This is a genomic window from Agrobacterium sp. MCAB5, from assembly GCF_052114365.1.
Lineage (GTDB): Bacteria > Pseudomonadota > Alphaproteobacteria > Rhizobiales > Rhizobiaceae > Agrobacterium > Agrobacterium tumefaciens.
This window is the reverse complement of the sequence record NZ_JBFREP010000009.1, coordinates 1-16416: the sequence shown is the minus strand read 5'-3', so window position 1 is coordinate 16416 and position 16416 is coordinate 1. Positions and strand designations below refer to the sequence as shown.

Below are 16416 nucleotides of genomic sequence, written 5' to 3'. Positions count from 1 at the left end.
CATGTGGGCTGTCAGCAACAACACGCCTTTCTCTGCGGACGGTTACTTCGTCCGGGACCGCGCCGGTAAGGAATATTGGTGTGTCGCCGTCCGTGCGCGGTTTCGTGCGCGTCCCGATGGCATGACTGATCTTCTTGAGCCGCAGCCTATCCGGCTCTCGCCGGTCTATCGCGATGCCGAGGCGAAAGAGCTCGTCGCGGATGCTGATTTCGCACCTTTCCGGCCCGCCGCAGATATTCTTCTCCATGGTTCAGCCTTTGCACCTGATGAAAGGCCGATAGACAGTATCGATGTCACGGTTGCGGTCGGTACAATGACCAAGCGGGCCAGCGTCATTGGTGAAGCGCGCATGATCAAAAAAAAGCGTGGCTGGGAGGTTGCCGACAAAGAGAAAGCCGCCCGCGTCGAACTGTCATGGACGCGTTCGCTCGGCGGAAGCGATCTCTTTGCGGATGAGGATGGGGCCGAGTGCGAAGCTAACCCGGTTGGCCGGGGCTGGTCCCGTCATTTCGAGCGCGCGCCGGAGGGAGCTGAACTGGCTGTGCCGCAGATAGCGGCTCCTGCGCAGGTCTTCGATCCCGATCGGCCGCTTTCGCAACCGGTTGGTTTCGGCGCGGTTCAGCCGGCCTGGGCAACGCGGTATATCCACGCCGGCACCTATGATGACGCATGGATGAAATACCGGTCCCCGCTTTTGCCTTCCGATTTCTCCGAGAAATTCCACCAGACCGTGCCCGACGACCAGATCTATCCGGGCGAATTACGCGGCGGCGAGCCGGTCAGGTTGGAAGGGCTACATGTTGAAGGCAGTTACGAATTTCGCCTGCCGCAATGCATCCTCGAAGCGGACACGCGTATTGCTGGCCGGACACTAACGCATAGGTTCAGACTGATTCAGGTTGAAATTACCGGTGATGAGCGTCTCGTGGATCTGGTATGGAACGCGCATGTACCATGTGGCGGTCGCGACCAGGATGTCGAAGTCTCTTTCCTTCGATTGAGGCAAATGGCCGGGGTGGTCTCATGAGAGCGGCGGTTTCAATTCTGGCGGCCGGCCTGACATGCCCCGCGGGCAAAAATTTTGAAACGGCAATTGCCGCCTATTCGCGCGGCGAACGGTTCACCGAGAAGGACCGCAATCTTGTGATGGCGGACGGGCGACCACCGACCCTTGCGCCGGTCTATCCGTTGACGGAAGAGCGGGATTATGTCGAGCGGCTGCGAAAGTTACTCTCCTGCGCGCTTGGCGATTGCCTTGCGCAATTGGCGCAGCGCGGACAGGAAAGTGCGGATTATGCGATGCTTCTACTGCTGCCCTATTGGATGGAGGACGGACCTGTCGCCGCGGCCTTTGATGCCAGGATTCAGCAAACCCCTCTGGCGCAGGTGAAGACCCTCTCCGTTTCCTTTGGCGGACAGGCGGAAAGCCTGCAGCTTGTTGGTCGGGATGGTCCGGAAATCGTGAGGAGAACGGGGAGAGTTGTCCTTGTTGCGGTTGTCGACAGTTATATTCACTCGGATATGCTCGACAGTCTGACCTATCACGGTGAACTGCTGTCCCGGGACAACCCCTACGGCATGGTTCCCGGCGAGGCTGCCGCTGTGTTGGCACTTGGGCCGGAAGACAATAGGCGGCTCGGCCGGATCGCGCGCCTTTCGATCATGGAAGAGCCTGAAAGCCCTGTTGATCCCGAGCGCGGATTGATGGGCCGCGCCCTTGCCAGCTGTTATGGGGCTCTCCTCGAAGGCGGCTTTTCTCCGGATCGATTTATTGTGGATCTCAATGGTGATCGCGTACGCGCCGAGGAATTCGGATATGCGATTACGACCAACGCCGCGCAAATGGCAGACCTGTCCGAGAAAGCGGAAATCCCCGCGCTTCAGCTGGGTGACCTCGGGGCCGCGAGCGGGCTTGTGATGGCGGCGCTTGCGCTTGGGCCTGCGCCGGGATCGCGCGTAGAAAAGGCAGAACCGGCGCGCGAGGAATTGCTCTACAGCCTTCTGTCCGCCAGTTCCCGCGACGGGTTGAGAGCGGCAACAATTGTGGAGAGCGTCCAGCGCGACAAGGAAACCGGCAGGATAGATGCATGAAGGAAACAATCCGCATCAATGGGATTACACTCTGCCATAAAAACTCGAATGGCTATGTCCGCTCGACGTTGCCGGATGTATGCCTGACCCCGCCCAAGCCAGTGCCTGTGCCATACACGAATACCGCATTTGCCCGCGACCTTGCCGACGGCACCACCACGGTGTTTTCGCATGGCGGGGCGATGAACGGCGTGCGCGGCTCCCGGTTCGCCAAATCGATCGGTGACGAGCCCGGTTCGTCAGGAGGGGTCAAATCCGGCACACATCTGCATGAGGCGACTTTCCTATCCTGGTCTCCCAATGTGTTTATGCAAGGCCGCGCAGTAACGCGCCTTACCGACAAGATGCTCCTCAACAAGGGTAACACCGTCTCGGTCGGTGGCTATAAGACCGACCTGCCCGAAGGCCATCCCGAACGTTATCTCTGCGAGGTGGGCTGCCGCTGTTATGCGCTGCATCGCCCAAGAAATAGCGTTACCGAGGGGCTTGAATGGATGGATCAGGTTTTGCCCCGCGACGACGAGGCGAGCCCGGGTCGCTACCAGCGCTGTGTCGATGCGACGATCCAGGCGCAATACCCGAACACGGTCCTTGGCGGCAGCATGCCGGTCGGCGATCCGCGCACCAATTACGGCTATATTTCCGAGCTTGGATTCTGGGACCCGAACAATCCGAACAATCAGTTCCCGGACAAACCGCCCGGCAATGTCATCCTGCAGGGAGAAGAACACGACATTCCCAAGGTTCCCCGCAGGGCGCCCTGGGGCGGTACGCGATGGTTCAATGTGCGTGGCTCGCGCTGGCTCGATGTGGTGAAAGTCGAGAACGGCCAGATGACACATATGTACGATATGAAGTTTCCGGGGGACAAGTTTCCGAATGATCCCACGAAGAATGCCGCATATGAGGCTATCGCATTGCGTCACAGGGCTAGATACAGGGAATTCGTGGTGCTGGATGAATGTGACAATTGCGAGGAATCCGTGAGGCAGCGCGAACAGGAACGTCAATGGGAGGCCGAAGAACGATGGCGACAGCTCAAAAAAGGCCTTGAGAATGGCCCGCCGATCTGGCTTCCGTTGCCAGGCCCGAGGCTCCCTGGTGGACGTCGACCTCCGATACCAAGCTGGTAGGATAATATTATGAATTTAAATGAACTAGTCGGCACGATGGCAATCCTCGAAGAGCGCGGTGAACTCGAGAAATTGAGCGAGATCGGTTTGCCGCCGGGCAACGCGATTCAATGGCTGTTTGGCCTCACTGCTGGTTTCTATTTTGCAGGTGGTGAAACACCACGGATACGACGAGCCGCACTCGATCTGGCCGCGCGTTACTACGATGTGACGACAGGAAACACCAATCTGCTGACGGTCAGTGAACGTTCGCGCCGTCTGTCTTCGAGAGATGACATTGAGCGACATCTAGCACAAGCCAATTACCTTGATGAGAAGGAGACCGTAGGCTTCTATATCAGACACATGCCTGCCCAAGCTCTGCGGTCGACCGATCCGGTCCACGACTATTTGACGGCGCTTCTTCCCGGTATTGGGTATCGTGGCGGCTGTGGGCACCTGATGTACCAGACGAGGTTGTCGGAACTATCGCTAGATCCAGTAGGTGTCGTGCGTTCCTTCGTTGACGCCTGCCGTGATCTTCAGGTCTTTTATGCCGTTTCGGGGATGTCGCTTTTCTTTTATTCCTATGCGGCAGGAGCAACTGAAAAAGCCTATCCCTTGTTCCGTAGATTTCCCGGCCTTCTCTATGAGGATGGCATCCGTTTTGGGTTAATCATTTCGCAGCGCACCGATGTAATCCGTGATGTGAATTGGCTTACAGCCGTCAACGATGAACTGCTGGCGCGGGTCGGTGGTCTCGACAAGGCGAGAGAAGTGCTGGGAGACGAGATTGTCCTCCATCCCTACGAAGGAGGCGTCGTTTTCCAGGCGGGTGCCCGGCCTGTACTCGGCGACTTGAACAAGGGGCGAGTCCCTGCTGCGTATCGCGCAGTCAACGATTTTCTCAAGCCCCTGCGTTACGAGGCCTGGGATTATCCCTATCTGCGAGCGCCTTACGGTGTCGACGAGATGGAGTATACGCAATGGTGGACGCATCGATTTGACGATGGTGAACGTTGAGCTTGCTAAGCCTCATGAATTCAAACGAACTCACCACCACTATGGCAATCCTTGAAGAACGCGGTGAACTTGAAAAACTGGATGAAATCGGGTTGCCGCCCGGCAATGCCATCCAATGGCTGTTCGGGCTGACATCAGGGTTCTATTTTGCCGATGGAGAAACCCGTCAGATACGGCAATCCATGCTCGGTTTGGCAACGCGTTATTACGATCTGTCAGAGGGTAACCCCAATTTATTGTCGTTTAATGAGCGGACACGACGTATCTCAACAGGAAGACAGATCGAGGAATACCTGTCACAGGGCGACTATTACGACGAGAAGGAGACGGCGAGTTTCTATATAAGGCATATGCCAAAACAGGCGTTGCGTTCGACGGATCCGGTCCACGACTACTTCACTGCTCTCCTTCCCGGCGCCGGTTATCGCGGTGGCAATGGACATCTCATGTGCCAGACAAGGTTATCGGCGCTGTCGAGCGATCGGGATGGTTTGGTCCGTTTTTTCGTTGACGCCTGCCGCGATCTGCAGGTTTTCTATGCCGTATCGGGTTTGTCGCTCTTTTTCTATTCCTACGCGTCGGGCGCAACGGCAAAAGCCTATCCTCTTTTTCGTAGGTTTCCCGGGCTGCTTTACGAGGATGGCGCGCGTTTCGGATTGGCGATACGAGACAGGACGGATACGATCCGCGACGTGAACTGGCTGACAGCCGTCAACGATGAGTTGCTCGAGCGGGTAGGCGGCCTTGACAAGGCACGAACGGTACTCGGTGACGAAGTGATCCTTCACCCTTATGAGGGCGGTGTCGTTTTCCAGGCCGGAAACAAGCCAGTGCTCGGTGACTTGAACAAAGGCCGGGTGCCTGCTGCATATCGTGCAGTCAACGATTTTCTCAAGCCTCTGCGTTATGAGAACTGGGAGCGTGCCTATCTCAGAGCGCCACATGATGTCGATAAGATGGAGTACACCGAATGGTGGATACGCCGGTTTGATGGTGGCGAGCGCTAGGGTGGTTTTTTGGATATTGGCGAACTCATCACCGCGATGGCGATCCTTGAGGAGCGCGGTGAACTCGGCAAACTGGGTGAGATCGGCCTGCCGCCGGGCAATGCTGTTCAATGGCTGTTTGGCCTAACGTCCGGTTTTTATTTTGCGGAAGGTGAAACACGGCGTACACGCCAAGCCATGCTCTATTTGGCGCTACGTTACTACGACCTTGCGGAAGGCAACGCAAATTTGTTGTCCTTTAACGAGCGTGTACGCCGTATCTCGTCACGGGATGACGTCGCGAATTATCTGTCACAAGCTGAATATTTTGACGAGGCAGAGACTGCGAGCTTCTATATCAGGCACATGCCAAAGCAGGCGTTGCGTTCGACCGATCCGGTTCACGACTACTTCACTGTCCTTCTTCCAAGCGTCGGCTACCGCGGTGGTAACGGACGGCTGATGTATCAGACGCGGCTATCGGAATTATCACGCAATCCAACCGGCGTCGTTCGCCTCTTTGTTGACGCTTGCCGCGATCTTCGGGTTTTTTATGCAGTGTCCGGCATGTCGCTTTTCTTCTATTCCTATGCGGCAGGTGCGACTGAGGAGGCATATCCCTTGTTTCGTCGGTTTCCAGGCCTTCTTTACGAAGATGGCAGCAATTTCACGTTGGAAATATTGCGTCGCACCGATGTGATCCGAGACGTGAATTGGTTGACAGCCATCAACGACGAACTGCTGGCGCGGGTTGGTGGCTTTGAAAAAGCAAGAGACGTGCTGGGAGACGAGATTGTCCTCCATCCCTACGAGGGAGGCGTCGTTTTCCAGGCGGGTGCCCGGCCTGTGCTCGGCGACTTGAACAAGGGGCGAGTCCCTGCTGCGTACCGCGCAGTCAACGATTTTCTCAAGCCCCTGCGTTATGAGGCCTGGGATTATCCCTATCTGCAAGCTCCTTACGGTGTTGATGAGATGGAGTATACGCAATGGTGGACGCATCGGTTTGACGATGGTGAACGTTGAGCTTGCTAAGCCTCATGAATTTAAACGAACTCACCACCACTATGGCGATCCTTGAAGAACGCGGTGAACTTGAAAAACTGGATGAAATCGGGTTTCTGCCCGGCAATGCCATCCAGTGGCTGTTCGGGCTGACATCAGGGTTCTATTTTGCCGATGGAGAAACGTGTCAGATACGGCAATCCATGCTTCGCTGCGCCACCCGAGCTCGATCGAGAGGGCAACGGTTTGGATCTCGAGGAGGCGGTCACGGCCGGGGCCGGGTGGAATGCCGATTGTTTCGCACATGTCGCGGATTGTTGTGACGGCCCGTTCGAGCATTCGCCGCTTCTGATAGCCGTCGAGGTGATCGAGCATGTTGGCGTCGCGAACAAGTTCGGCAATGAAACTGTTGGTCACGGTCATTGTATGAGGTTGCCGGGTCGGCTGACGGGCGTCAATCCCAGACCTTCGAGGTGGGCTTCAGGCCCTGAAGTCGGCACCAGAATGTAACGCCGATGCATCACGGCGCTTGGGTGCAGAGGTGGGCTTTCTCACTCGCATTTCGTAGTTATGTTCATTTTATCATAATGTTGATGGATTTTCCGGAAGTGAAACATGAGGCTTGCATCAAGCACGTTTGTGTTCCGGATGGCCGGTGGCCGGGCGCGGAAATCCGGGGTTGCGTTCAGTGTACAAAGAGAAGGCGACATGGAGATGTATTAGTGGCATCGAATTTGGGATTGCAATGACAATGGGGGGCAGTCTGTGGTGGTGTATTCTTCACCGGAGGAACCGAAATGCCCATTTGCGAACGCAAGTTACACCCGCAAAACTGCCTTCCTTCGACAGAGGAAGTGCAAAACTTCCTGGCATCCAGTCTGGAGCAACACGTCGTTGAGACGCCGACCCGGCAGGTCGCATTCCAATACTTCCTGATCGGAATATCAGGACTAATGAAAAAAACTTTGTAGACGAAGAAAGCTCGTTAAAACCGCTGCAAAGCGAATGGATTTGAACTGAGGAATATCAGTAGGGATGAGAATCGTGAAGAATGCTGTCAGCTTAGCCGACTTTTTTGCTTTGACTGTATCATCGTCATCAAGCCAGACGAAAGAGCCGAAATTCTCGACCCGTTTGATTATATTCGTTGATGAGCCGTTGAATATAGAAGGTGGGGCGGTAATTATATCTGGTCGTCAGGTTTCAGATGATAATGGCGCGCCCTAGCTGCAGATTCGGGACATTTGGACGCTCGCGAAAAGGCGTTCCATATAAGCGTGTCGTCGCCTGCCTCTATCGTGGATGTTGTTTACCCTGAGAGTGGAACCTACAGATTTAAGTTTCAATCTCCTCCTGGCAGCAACGCCCCGCCCCTTGAAACTCGGGAGGTTTTAACTGGCAGTGCTAAGGTAACCGATCCGGAAACCAAAAAGCAGGTGAGTTGGCCGTCGATGAGCGTCATTTATGTTGAAGGTGCCACCTATAATGAGGGATGGGCGCGGATATTCGCTTCCACTTTCGATCTGGCTTTCAATAGCGAGGATAAAGCTGCCGTTTCTATCGAGCGTTTCCCTGCGGGCCGTGTTTTATCGTTATCCCGGAGCGAGATTGAAACCTTTGTGAGGGATTCCAAATGAGCGAGTTGCTCCCGGTAACGTTGTCATTTCGTCTCAATAGGAGAGATATCGGTCTGGGTGGTATTGGCTTCCACGGCGATTGGAGAGGATTATCGTAATTTCAGACTTCATTGGAAAAGATTGCGCGCTGGATCATCAGGCCATCCGAAACAGGAATTTCGCGGCGAGGATTTTTCCCGAATTTCCAAGCGGGGAGGAAATCGCTCTTGTCGCCGCGCGTATCGGTAGTGACGAGATTGATTTCGCTGCTTACGAGTTCGGTCAGCCTCCGCGCCAATTTTCACCGCAACCGGTAGGGTTGGTGCTTGACGCACTGTTTGAAAATTCGCCTTATGGCCTTCTGATCCATTTTTCAGGTCATGATCTCTGGATCTGGGCGCCGGAGGATCACGAATACCTCGTTGTCTTTGGTGATACCAATCTGGTGCAGGCGATAGAACGAAGTGGCATATTCTCATACAGCTTTGCTGAATATCTGGGCAAAGGTTTCTTGTCGCAAGCGACAGTCACACATCTTCGCGGCGTAGCATCGAACTATACGATCGGGTAATAGCGGGCGAGCCCACTGAGGGCGGATCATGGATGTGCTGGAAGGGTGCGGGAATGTGTTCGCTGGCCGGCACAAGGGTAACCAAAGCACAACATTTTCACGACGACACCTAACTATACGATCTTATGGTGCCTGCAAGCATATTAGGAGATGTTCGGCCAGCGTGATCTGTTCTGCATGAAGCAACGCCTCCGGAGGAGAAAACCTTTTCGCCATTCTGCTGACATAGAAGCCCGGTGCTTTGGTTAAAGCAGAGAGACTATCATCATCGCCCAAAAAAAGACGAGCATGGCGATACAGGCCGGACGGAAGAGATAAAATCGCTGCCAGTTCGTGAGGCGGAGGTCGTTGTAGTGCATGGATCTGTCAAGTCTGACGCGATCCATGTCGCTGTCGACAGAAAAATCGCCACCGTTCTTCTTGTAGAATCGATACTCCCGAACCTGTGTAACAATCTGTTGTACAGCCAGAAGGCTAACCGCGATCAGGGCCGCTAAAAAAATGACGATCTCAAGTATCAGCAAAGGGTTTCTCCTGTGCGATCGGTTGAAACGGCGACGTATCCGAGTTTGAATCAAATCGTGGGAGACGAATTGCCAAATCGCTTCGATGGATGCAATTGTTATTCAAAACTACGCAATGTCGATTTTTTCGTCCAGTATCTGACAATGATGTGGCGCGGTATTTCGGAGAGGTGAGAGATGGAATTGCGCGAGCTCGCTGCGCACACAGGGATAAACTGTCATGTTCATCGTCCTTCCTCCCGATCGCCTCTTGACCTAGTCGCGCTAGCTGCGCCTACTTGTCTCACAAAGCCTGCTCGAAATGGCCCGCGATCCGACAAAGCCGGCGACACCGGTTCTCTATCTGCTTGATCAGTTCGCATTTGGCACCAGTCGAACGCGCGATGGGTCTGATGGCGGGCTATGGTGTCCAGCTTTGGCCCATCCTCTAGGACATCCATCAGCTGCGTGCCACATACGGTCACCATCCTCTCGCGTTAATCATGCTAGCCGACTTTGCTTTACAACATCAACTGCCGGCAATAGCGAATGAGGTAACTTACCCGCCGAGCGGATATACCGCAATTTCGAGTAGTGCTGTATTATGGTCTACAAGGCGTTTTTTCCGGTACTTCTTGCCCTCACGGCCCTGACAATATTCGTCATCAATTTCCCTCAATTGGCAACGATTGCGGCGATAAGCATTATCGGTCTTCCAATAGCGCTGGTCTTGTGGGCGGCGGCGCCACTTTTATTCAGCTGTATCGTCTTCCTGATCATTTTCAGATTTTTACCCCTTCGCGGGCCACGTCGTGCGTTTCTTTCGATCGCGCTCGTTCCAGCCACGCTTGCTTTGTTGCCCCTTATCCTGACGCTACCGCTTTACGTGGAAGCACGAGAGTGGATTTCGGACGATCTCAACCGCGTCAGCCTTCCTCTCAATTCAAGGACAATCGCACTTCGCCAGGCAGAGAGCGACAGATGCGATGAGTTCTGCATTCGTGCATTGCTGGCTGGCTCAGTGGAAAAGGTGATTGTAGCACGGACGATTCCCGGGCAAATGGAGCTGCAAATACAGCAGAGCGCAAATGCGTTTCGGTTTGAGAGAAGGCCAGTTTGCCCGGTTGCCCAGGAAAAATTTAGTCCAAACGCGCTAGTCCAACCTCGCCCGGCGCCGCATACACCGCCGATCCGAGTCAACGATGTCGTTCGTCTGAAAGCAAGCCAGGGGCTATGTCTCATCAGCGAGCGCACCACGCTTTCCGAAGCGGACCTCGTGGTCACACGACAACAGGTCAAGAGCCGCGGTTACTCATTCGAAGGTGAACAGCTCGGCTACGACGATGCGCTTTCGGTATACAGGTTAATTGCCCATGCCAGAGACGCGACGTCGGCATCGTTTCGTGAAATCTATCGGCACACCGAAGTAAAATACCGCACGCTTGGATATTTGTTGCTGCCTGTCCCACAAGGGGGCGGCTGGGTTAAGGAAATTGGTTGGTGGCAAATCGATCGGCAGTTGAGCGGGGGTGAACGGCCTGTGAACTGCGAAGAAGCCTGGAGCAGATTTCTGACTGGTACTCTTGGGCTCGATTTGACAGTCGACGCCAGCGGTATCGAAGAAGAGATTGCTGCCAATATCGAAGCTGCAATAGCGGCCCGGCGCGCACCAACGGCCGAGGAGTGGCGAGCTTACACGTATCATCAAAACAGTCTGCCGCTGGTCGACGAACTCTCCAAGCCGGCATTTGATCTCCAGCTTAAAATTCTCGCAGATCCGATATTGCCACCACCTCCGCGTCTCGGTCCACTGGTGTACGACGCGCGTGAGAACGAACGGGCGGCGTTGCCGGTGCTGGCAAGCGAGATGATCAAACGTGCTCTTGCCGGTAAAACCTGGCCGGAGTCGATTGGGGTCACTTTAGAGCAGTCACTTGAGAACCTGAGCAGTGGCATTGCGGCTTTGCCTGATAAATACCTCGAGCCGTATATTGTCGAGATGGTGCGGCTTTCCGGGCAACCGGAAGCACGGCTCTGGATGAGGGGAGCGTTGACGAGACTTCACGTCTACGGAGAGGCAGCCGTTCCCGCAATGTTGAACCTGATTGAAGCCGGCTTAACAGAAGGAGATGCTGTCTCTCAGAGCGACAATTTTCAGGCCTACCTTGCTGGTGTACAAGGCCTCTGCCTAGCGGGTGGCTCCGCATCATCTGCGCTCCCGCAACTGCGCGAGTGGCTCTCAAGCCATCGCCTTTCTCTGTCTGGCAGAGCCGGCGAAATTCTGGCGATTGCAATGGAAAAGATGGGCGCGCAACCGAGGGAACTTCGGGAGGCCTCTTCTGTTACGGATGGAGGCAAAGAGCGAAGTCAATTCGTGAGATATTTAGAGCGCAGCCGGTCGAGTGATCGTGATTGCCAAGTCTGAGGGCATCAACCCGGTTTTACACGGATCGCTGTGGCGTGACCGAAAGCGGTTCTCGTCCTGTGGCCAGACAAATCGGTTTGAAAAATACGGGGTTCTTATGATGTTTTTTGCGACCAGGTACGTGATTTTAGTTCTGCTAATTTCCTTGGCAACGTTTATCAACTCCAGTCCAGAGAGCATCCGCGGAAACGCAGGGGCGATGCTTTTCAACGTCGCGTGCTACAGCGTTGCGGCACTTTTGACTTACTGCATTCTTCTGTTTCTGGCGTCGGCCGCCGTCAGTTTTTTTACAGGCAAGAACAGATTTTCGTTGAGTTTCCAGACCGTGTTGCTGGCTGACATACTGTTTTTGTACGCAATGCTAGAGGGTTCCTGTCTGCTGTTTCTGACTGAAAACTCAAGCACCGTTTCTGTTGGAGGGTCGCAGGGAGAATTGGTGCGAAATGGGCTGAAGACGATCCTCGGGTGGAGGGACGCCGCTGAGAACGCAATCAGCGGCATACGCTTCGCAATTGCCCTGCATTTCCTCTTCTCCATTCACAACTACATGGCAGCAAGAACAGAACCGCCCGGAAGGCCGTGATCAGTGGAATCCGTGATCGAGACCACAATTGGGGATCGGGACGTGGCTGCTGACAAGTTACCCCTTGGCCGACGTTAACTTCAGTGCTTTGAATAACTACATCTTTGGGATCACCTAAGTTCGCGGTCGTCGGTTTGATACCCTTCAAGTTAGTCAGGAGCAATGTCCAACCGTATCGGGCCATCGGGCGCTCATTCGTGGCCTCCAGACATCAACGCGTCACCTTTTGACCGATGAAGTTTCGCCCCACACATTGAATGGCTTCAGCGGCCCCATGTTAGTGGCGAGGATCACCGTCATCCAGGTATTCTTCGGCCGTTCTACAAGGAAAGCAGTCCCGCTGGTCCTGATCTCCTTTGTAACCGTATTTTTGGAGCCTTGCGATAGAGCTCTCTCGAAGGCGCTAAACTCGTCCGTGGTACAAATCATTGCTTCTTCACCAAGCTTTGCAAGGGCCATAACGAAGTTGAGTTCGCAGTGCGAATAGGAAAAATCTTTGAAATCTCGATACCCTATGAAGAACTCTCGCCCGCTCGGCATGGTGTAGACGGCACTACCGGTTGTCGGGAGAGATTCCGACGGAGGAGAAAGAACTTCGACAGTCCAATCACCCTTCTTAACGCCGTTCTCTAGCTCACTTGCGCTTGCGCCACTCGCCACGCAAAGTTTCATGACGTCATCGAGAGGGCAAGCAACGGCGGCCCCGTTGGTCGATGCTAAGGCAATTGACAAAGTGATTAAAAAGCGCACGCGTTTCTCCCTACAAGACCTGGCTTCAGACGCCACCTAGCCGATACTTCGGTGGAAGTTCTGCGATGGGCAGATTGTCGGCCTTGAACTGCTTACCAGTGGACCATGGAAGCATGTTCAGCACTACACCAATCCCCGCGATAATTGCCGCAACTAAGGGTCTAGTACCCAATTTTTTCAAGCCAGCAAGTTTCAAGCCAGAAAGAAGTGCTCCGAGCGGTTTGATGATCAAAAACGCGATCAACAAGAACGGTAAAGCGACGAGGGCAAGCACCATCGGTATCGCCTCCTCCAGCATTGGGTCACCGCCGCATCTGAGGCGAAGACGTGGGTTATGAGTGACTGCAAAGGGTATCAGTTCCTCCATGAACCTAACGTAGTCGGCGGATCGATCGACGCGTGTCTCTCCCTGCCAATCCAGCGAGGATAGCTGTATTGATGTAAAGAGTGTCCGCAAACGCGCGCTGTAGACCGGAAAACCAGTTGAGCCGACCCCGCTCGTCACGTGAAGGTGCAGGAACCGAAAGGAAGTCCACGGGATGAGGCTAATGGAGTGTCCTCGCCGCACCGAAAGGCCTTTGGCGTCGATGACGTAGGCCGTCGTGACCATCGTGAATCCCGGGCTTTGATAGGGCCTCGGGACTTGCGTGCTAAAGCTGTAAGAAGGAGGGTCGTTCGTCTGCAATTGATAGCTCTCGTGCGTTCCAAATGAAAAAGATAAGCTAACCCTGCTGTATTCGCTAATCAGAACGGCTCTTGTCTGGCGATTACCTGTTATCATTGCTGTAGATGGGCCCAGGCGATATCCAGCGCTGCGCCTAACACGAATACCTCAACGAAAATTAGGGCCACCGCAAAAGCTGCCAAAATCATATATCGCTATTACGCCTCAACTTCTCCGCCAACTTCTCGTGGCACATGTGAGGCAGGCTTCTTCGGTTCATCTTATCGTTTTTGCTCGTCTCAATTGCGCTCCGCTTCACGCTTCTGCCAGTTCCTCAAGTCGGTTCAACTTCCTTGCGGGAGGATCTGCCAGTGAGGCGTCACGGTCTCGGAGCGCTGCCTTTTTTCTACCAGAGGACGCGCATTCCGAAAAGTCTCAACCTTTACAGTTTCGTGGCCAAGTGCCCAGAACAAGCTTCGCTTCCCGCTTACGCTGGTCGACCAGTTTAACCTCACGAATTTTTTTGCCCTAGACCTTACGGATAGCGGTTTCTCAATCCGTACTGATTGTGTGTCACCGAGAGCGTCTTCAACCTACTGAAGCTAAAGTGGTTAAGCGGCAAGGTCCACCGTTCACGCGATGAAGCTCGCCAGGACATGTTCGATTACATCGAGATGTTCTGCACCCCGACACGCAAACACATCAGAAGCGGGATGCTCTCTCCGGTTGCGACGGGTCAAGTCCATCGCGACGCCTAGGAAATCTGGAAGCGTGGCGCACTTTTGGGGTGACCGATTAAAAGACGCCAATGTTGTCGTCGGCACCCACTATCGGCTCAATCCAAGCCCCTGTGACCGGTTAAGCTGCCGCTTCAGCGTATGGTCATGGCTCAGCTCGGCATGGCGTGTACGATGCACCATGCGGGCGATCGTCTTGATCTGCTCGGCCTGTTTTGCAAGCTCCGGGAGTGCCTCGAGCTCCTCGGTGAACCTGCGGGGATCGGAATTACCAAACCGCCGCGTGAGCGCTTCGGCCACCAGCTTGGCCTCCTCAAGCGCGGCACGGCCCTCAGGTGACGAGCGCAGTTCTGAGATAAACTGGCTCCGCTTCTCCAACGGCATTTTCTCCACCTTGGCAAGGATCTCAGCGCTGCGCGGCGTGAGGGCAGGGACCTCGATGACGTCACGCTGCTCACGCTGCCATTGTTCGCTCGCGCGTTCTTCGCCAAGCCGGCGCTGCCATGCCTCGGAGACATAGGCAATATGGGCAGAGAGAGACCGGGCATATTGTAGTGCCTCTTTCCTCTCCTTGTTGTTTCCGAACAGGCCCGACTTGCCGCGTAGCTCCCCGAACCGCTCAGGCTGCTCGGCCATGGCCTTTGCCGTGATCTTGCCATTGCCTTCCTTCTCGGTCATCGCGGTGCGCAGTCTCGCCGCGACCTCGACCGGATCACGGAACACGTGCCGCGCGAGAGATTCCACCGTATCGAATCTGTGATCGATGACGGACATCGCTTTTCCCCGGGCCACCTCTTCGACGCTGTATTCGTAACGGGTGATGGCTGGCACCAGCGGAGCTGGCTTACCGGTTTCGATCAGCGATTGTTGGACTACAGTTTCTGTGGGGGCAGGGACGGCGCCGTCTTGCGACATGACCTCGGACCACCGGATGCGGCGGTATCCTTTGGTGTCCTCTATCCGTTCGTTGCGCCGACCGTCATCGGTTGTTCGGGCGAACTGATTGCGAGGATCTTCGCGGTGAACAGGACCGGCCAGATCGCCGGCACGTTCCTCGTAAACCTGCTCACGCTCTGATGGCCGGTCCTGCTGCTCCCGTTGCAGATGGGCCGCACGGGACAAGACCTCTTGACGCTCATCCCGGGCGGAAGCAAGTTCAATCTCGCTTCTGACACCAAACTCTTGCCCGATCCACGGGTCGCCGGTGATCCATTGGTCGCTTGCGATCCCCGGGCCGCTTGCGATCCCGCGCCGCTCGGCAAAGTCGCTGATGTAATCCAGCGTGGTTTCCTTCGCGCCGGAACGCGACAGGCGGCTTGTCAGCTGCTCGTACGCCAACGCGTCACCCTTGACGACACGCCACGCATTGCGCTCGGCCTGCGTGCCATCCGGAAGCGTGACAGGCGTGGCGCCTTCATGCCGGAGGCCAATACTGTCCCCGATTGCGGGAGATGCCTCCTGCATGGCCCGCTTGAGATCGACGCCCCACGCTGTGCGCTGCTCGCCCTTGTCGTTCTCCAGGGTCACAAAATAGCTGTCGCGTGATTGCGGATTATGCTCGTAGGACGCAATGCCGTGATCAACCAGCCGGCCCGCCTTGGTGAACTCCTGGCTGTTTGCATAGAGCTGCACGCTGTCGCGGTGCCTGGTCATGGCAACATAGGTCAGATGCCGGTCCATGGTGCTCGACGCCAGCACAAAGGCGCGATCCACCGTCGCTCCCTGATTTTTATGGATCGTCGTCGCATAGCCGTGGTCGATTGCCTGATAGCTGTCTGTCGGAATGCTGACACTGTCGCCGCCTCGACCATCGAGCCGGGCGATGATCTTGTTTGGCTCCACATGCTCGACCGTGCCGAGCATGCCGTTTTTCACTTTGAGGTCGCGGTTGTTTTCGAGGAAGATGATCCGGTCACCGGCGGCGAAGGCGCGTTTGCCGTTATTGGTCTGGAACACGCGTTCTCCGCCGTTCTTTCCGACCCCACCATCCCCACGGTCTCCACGGTCAACACCGTCGCTCAACTCTTGGCCGCGTTCGAGCTTTTGTCTGTTCTGAAGCTCGGAGCGGATGGCGGCATTGAGGGCTCGCACGTCGGCTCGGCGATGCGCCATGGCAACCCGGGTGCCTTGCGGATGCTCTTCGTTATCGGCAAGATAATCACGCACGATCTGCGCCATCGACGCGTCGCGGCTTTCCGCAAAGTGGATGTCGCCGTGATCGCGATAGGCGGCCAGCCCCTCGGCCGTCTTGTGGGTCGCAAAGGCAACCGATGCCTGTCTCTGCCAATCATGGCGCTGGCGGCGAATGCCCGAAAGTTCGACATGGCCAATCTGCTCGGCAATCGCCCTGAAG

16 protein-coding genes and 2 pseudogenes are annotated in these 16416 nt (G+C 55.4%); 13 read left to right on the top strand and 5 right to left on the bottom strand.

Going from position 1 to position 16416, the window contains the following annotated elements; genetic code table 11:
* The first annotated feature begins 1 nt into the window (after position 1).
* Genes AB4Z23_RS19000 through AB4Z23_RS18975 form a run of 6 tightly spaced genes read left to right on the top strand, consistent with a single transcriptional unit; the run spans position 2 to position 6235 of the window.
* Complete coding sequence (locus AB4Z23_RS19000; protein WP_441360598.1) at positions 2-1027, top strand: DUF2169 family type VI secretion system accessory protein; 1026 nt, start codon at positions 2-4, stop codon at positions 1025-1027.
* Positions 1024-2091 (top strand): hypothetical protein, encoded by a 1068-nt coding sequence (locus AB4Z23_RS18995; RefSeq protein WP_441360597.1) that lies wholly within the window; start codon positions 1024-1026, stop codon positions 2089-2091. Before AB4Z23_RS19000 ends, AB4Z23_RS18995 begins: the two co-directional genes overlap by 4 nt.
* Positions 2088-3224 (top strand): DUF4150 domain-containing protein, encoded by a 1137-nt coding sequence (locus AB4Z23_RS18990; protein WP_111803076.1) that lies wholly within the window; start codon positions 2088-2090, stop codon positions 3222-3224. Before AB4Z23_RS18995 ends, AB4Z23_RS18990 begins: the two co-directional genes overlap by 4 nt.
* 9 nt (positions 3225-3233) lie before the next feature.
* The gene (locus AB4Z23_RS18985) at positions 3234-4226 is read left to right on the top strand and encodes a type VI immunity family protein (protein ID WP_004431500.1); all 993 of its coding nucleotides are present in this window, start codon (positions 3234-3236) and stop codon (positions 4224-4226) included.
* A 14-nt stretch (positions 4227-4240) separates the two neighbouring features.
* Positions 4241-5233, top strand: coding sequence for a type VI immunity family protein (locus AB4Z23_RS18980; protein WP_441360596.1), 993 nt, complete (start codon positions 4241-4243; stop codon positions 5231-5233).
* Between the two features lie 9 nt (positions 5234-5242).
* Positions 5243-6235, top strand: coding sequence for a type VI immunity family protein (locus tag AB4Z23_RS18975; RefSeq protein WP_441360595.1), 993 nt, complete (start codon positions 5243-5245; stop codon positions 6233-6235).
* A 39-nt stretch (positions 6236-6274) separates the two neighbouring features.
* On the opposite strand, the gene AB4Z23_RS18970 is transcribed toward AB4Z23_RS18975, so the two are convergent.
* Positions 6275-6637: a hypothetical protein gene (locus tag AB4Z23_RS18970; RefSeq protein ID WP_441360594.1), complete on the bottom strand. Its 363-nt coding sequence runs from the start codon at positions 6635-6637 to the stop codon at positions 6275-6277.
* A gap of 621 nt (positions 6638-7258) precedes the next feature.
* Here AB4Z23_RS18970 and AB4Z23_RS18965 point away from each other — a divergent pair.
* The 3 genes from AB4Z23_RS18965 (at position 7259) to AB4Z23_RS18955 (ending at position 8401) form a co-directional block, all read left to right on the top strand.
* Positions 7259-7441, top strand: a complete 183-nt coding sequence (locus AB4Z23_RS18965; protein ID WP_441360593.1) for a hypothetical protein — start codon at positions 7259-7261, stop codon at positions 7439-7441.
* A gap of 224 nt (positions 7442-7665) precedes the next feature.
* Positions 7666-7851: a hypothetical protein gene (locus AB4Z23_RS18960; RefSeq protein WP_111851283.1), complete on the top strand. Its 186-nt coding sequence runs from the start codon at positions 7666-7668 to the stop codon at positions 7849-7851.
* A 79-nt stretch (positions 7852-7930) separates the two neighbouring features.
* Positions 7931-8401: a hypothetical protein gene (locus AB4Z23_RS18955; RefSeq protein ID WP_233283698.1), complete on the top strand. Its 471-nt coding sequence runs from the start codon at positions 7931-7933 to the stop codon at positions 8399-8401.
* Positions 8402-8646: 245 nt separating this feature from the next.
* Here the strand turns inward: AB4Z23_RS18955 and AB4Z23_RS18950 are convergent, their stop codons facing one another.
* Positions 8647-8925 (bottom strand): hypothetical protein, encoded by a 279-nt coding sequence (locus AB4Z23_RS18950; protein ID WP_065661980.1) that lies wholly within the window; start codon positions 8923-8925, stop codon positions 8647-8649.
* Between the two features lie 220 nt (positions 8926-9145).
* Between AB4Z23_RS18950 and AB4Z23_RS18945 the strand changes: the two are divergent.
* The 3 genes and pseudogenes from AB4Z23_RS18945 to AB4Z23_RS18935 all read left to right on the top strand — a co-directional run.
* A pseudogene (locus AB4Z23_RS18945) lies at positions 9146-9353 on the top strand (type IV secretory system conjugative DNA transfer family protein); the annotation flags it as partial.
* Between the two features lie 155 nt (positions 9354-9508).
* Positions 9509-11329, top strand: a complete 1821-nt coding sequence (locus tag AB4Z23_RS18940; protein WP_441360592.1) for a hypothetical protein — start codon at positions 9509-9511, stop codon at positions 11327-11329.
* Complete coding sequence (locus AB4Z23_RS18935) at positions 11307-11912, top strand: hypothetical protein (protein ID WP_441360591.1); 606 nt, start codon at positions 11307-11309, stop codon at positions 11910-11912. Before AB4Z23_RS18940 ends, AB4Z23_RS18935 begins: the two co-directional genes overlap by 23 nt.
* Positions 11913-12131: 219 nt before the next feature.
* Here the strand turns inward: AB4Z23_RS18935 and AB4Z23_RS18930 are convergent, their stop codons facing one another.
* Positions 12132-12662, bottom strand: a complete 531-nt coding sequence (locus AB4Z23_RS18930) for a hypothetical protein (protein ID WP_112199434.1) — start codon at positions 12660-12662, stop codon at positions 12132-12134.
* 25 nt (positions 12663-12687) lie between these two features.
* On the bottom strand, positions 12688-12939 hold the full coding sequence (locus AB4Z23_RS18925; protein ID WP_441360590.1) for a hypothetical protein: 252 nt from the start codon (positions 12937-12939) through the stop codon (positions 12688-12690).
* A gap of 959 nt (positions 12940-13898) precedes the next feature.
* On the opposite strand from AB4Z23_RS18925, the pseudogene AB4Z23_RS18920 reads away from it, so the two are divergent.
* Positions 13899-14084 (top strand): annotated as a pseudogene (locus AB4Z23_RS18920) (IS3 family transposase); the annotation flags it as partial.
* Between the two features lie 69 nt (positions 14085-14153).
* On the opposite strand, the gene AB4Z23_RS18915 reads toward AB4Z23_RS18920, so the two are convergent.
* Positions 14154-16416 (bottom strand): BID domain-containing protein (locus AB4Z23_RS18915; RefSeq protein ID WP_441360589.1); only part of this gene is annotated, 2263 nt, incomplete at its 5' end.

Coding starts and splice junctions, on each gene's coding strand:
- AB4Z23_RS19000 (WP_441360598.1), top strand. CDS start 2: ATGTGGGCTGTCAGCAACAACACGCCTTTCTCTGCGGACGGTTACTTC.
- AB4Z23_RS18995 (WP_441360597.1), top strand. CDS start 1,024: ATGAGAGCGGCGGTTTCAATTCTGGCGGCCGGCCTGACATGCCCCGCG.
- AB4Z23_RS18990 (WP_111803076.1), top strand. CDS start 2,088: ATGAAGGAAACAATCCGCATCAATGGGATTACACTCTGCCATAAAAAC.
- AB4Z23_RS18985 (WP_004431500.1), top strand. CDS start 3,234: ATGAATTTAAATGAACTAGTCGGCACGATGGCAATCCTCGAAGAGCGC.
- AB4Z23_RS18980 (WP_441360596.1), top strand. CDS start 4,241: ATGAATTCAAACGAACTCACCACCACTATGGCAATCCTTGAAGAACGC.
- AB4Z23_RS18970 (WP_441360594.1), bottom strand. CDS start 6,637: ATGACCGTGACCAACAGTTTCATTGCCGAACTTGTTCGCGACGCCAAC.
- AB4Z23_RS18960 (WP_111851283.1), top strand. CDS start 7,666: ATGAGCGTCATTTATGTTGAAGGTGCCACCTATAATGAGGGATGGGCG.
- AB4Z23_RS18940 (WP_441360592.1), top strand. CDS start 9,509: ATGGTCTACAAGGCGTTTTTTCCGGTACTTCTTGCCCTCACGGCCCTG.
- AB4Z23_RS18925 (WP_441360590.1), bottom strand. CDS start 12,939: ATGGTGCTTGCCCTCGTCGCTTTACCGTTCTTGTTGATCGCGTTTTTG.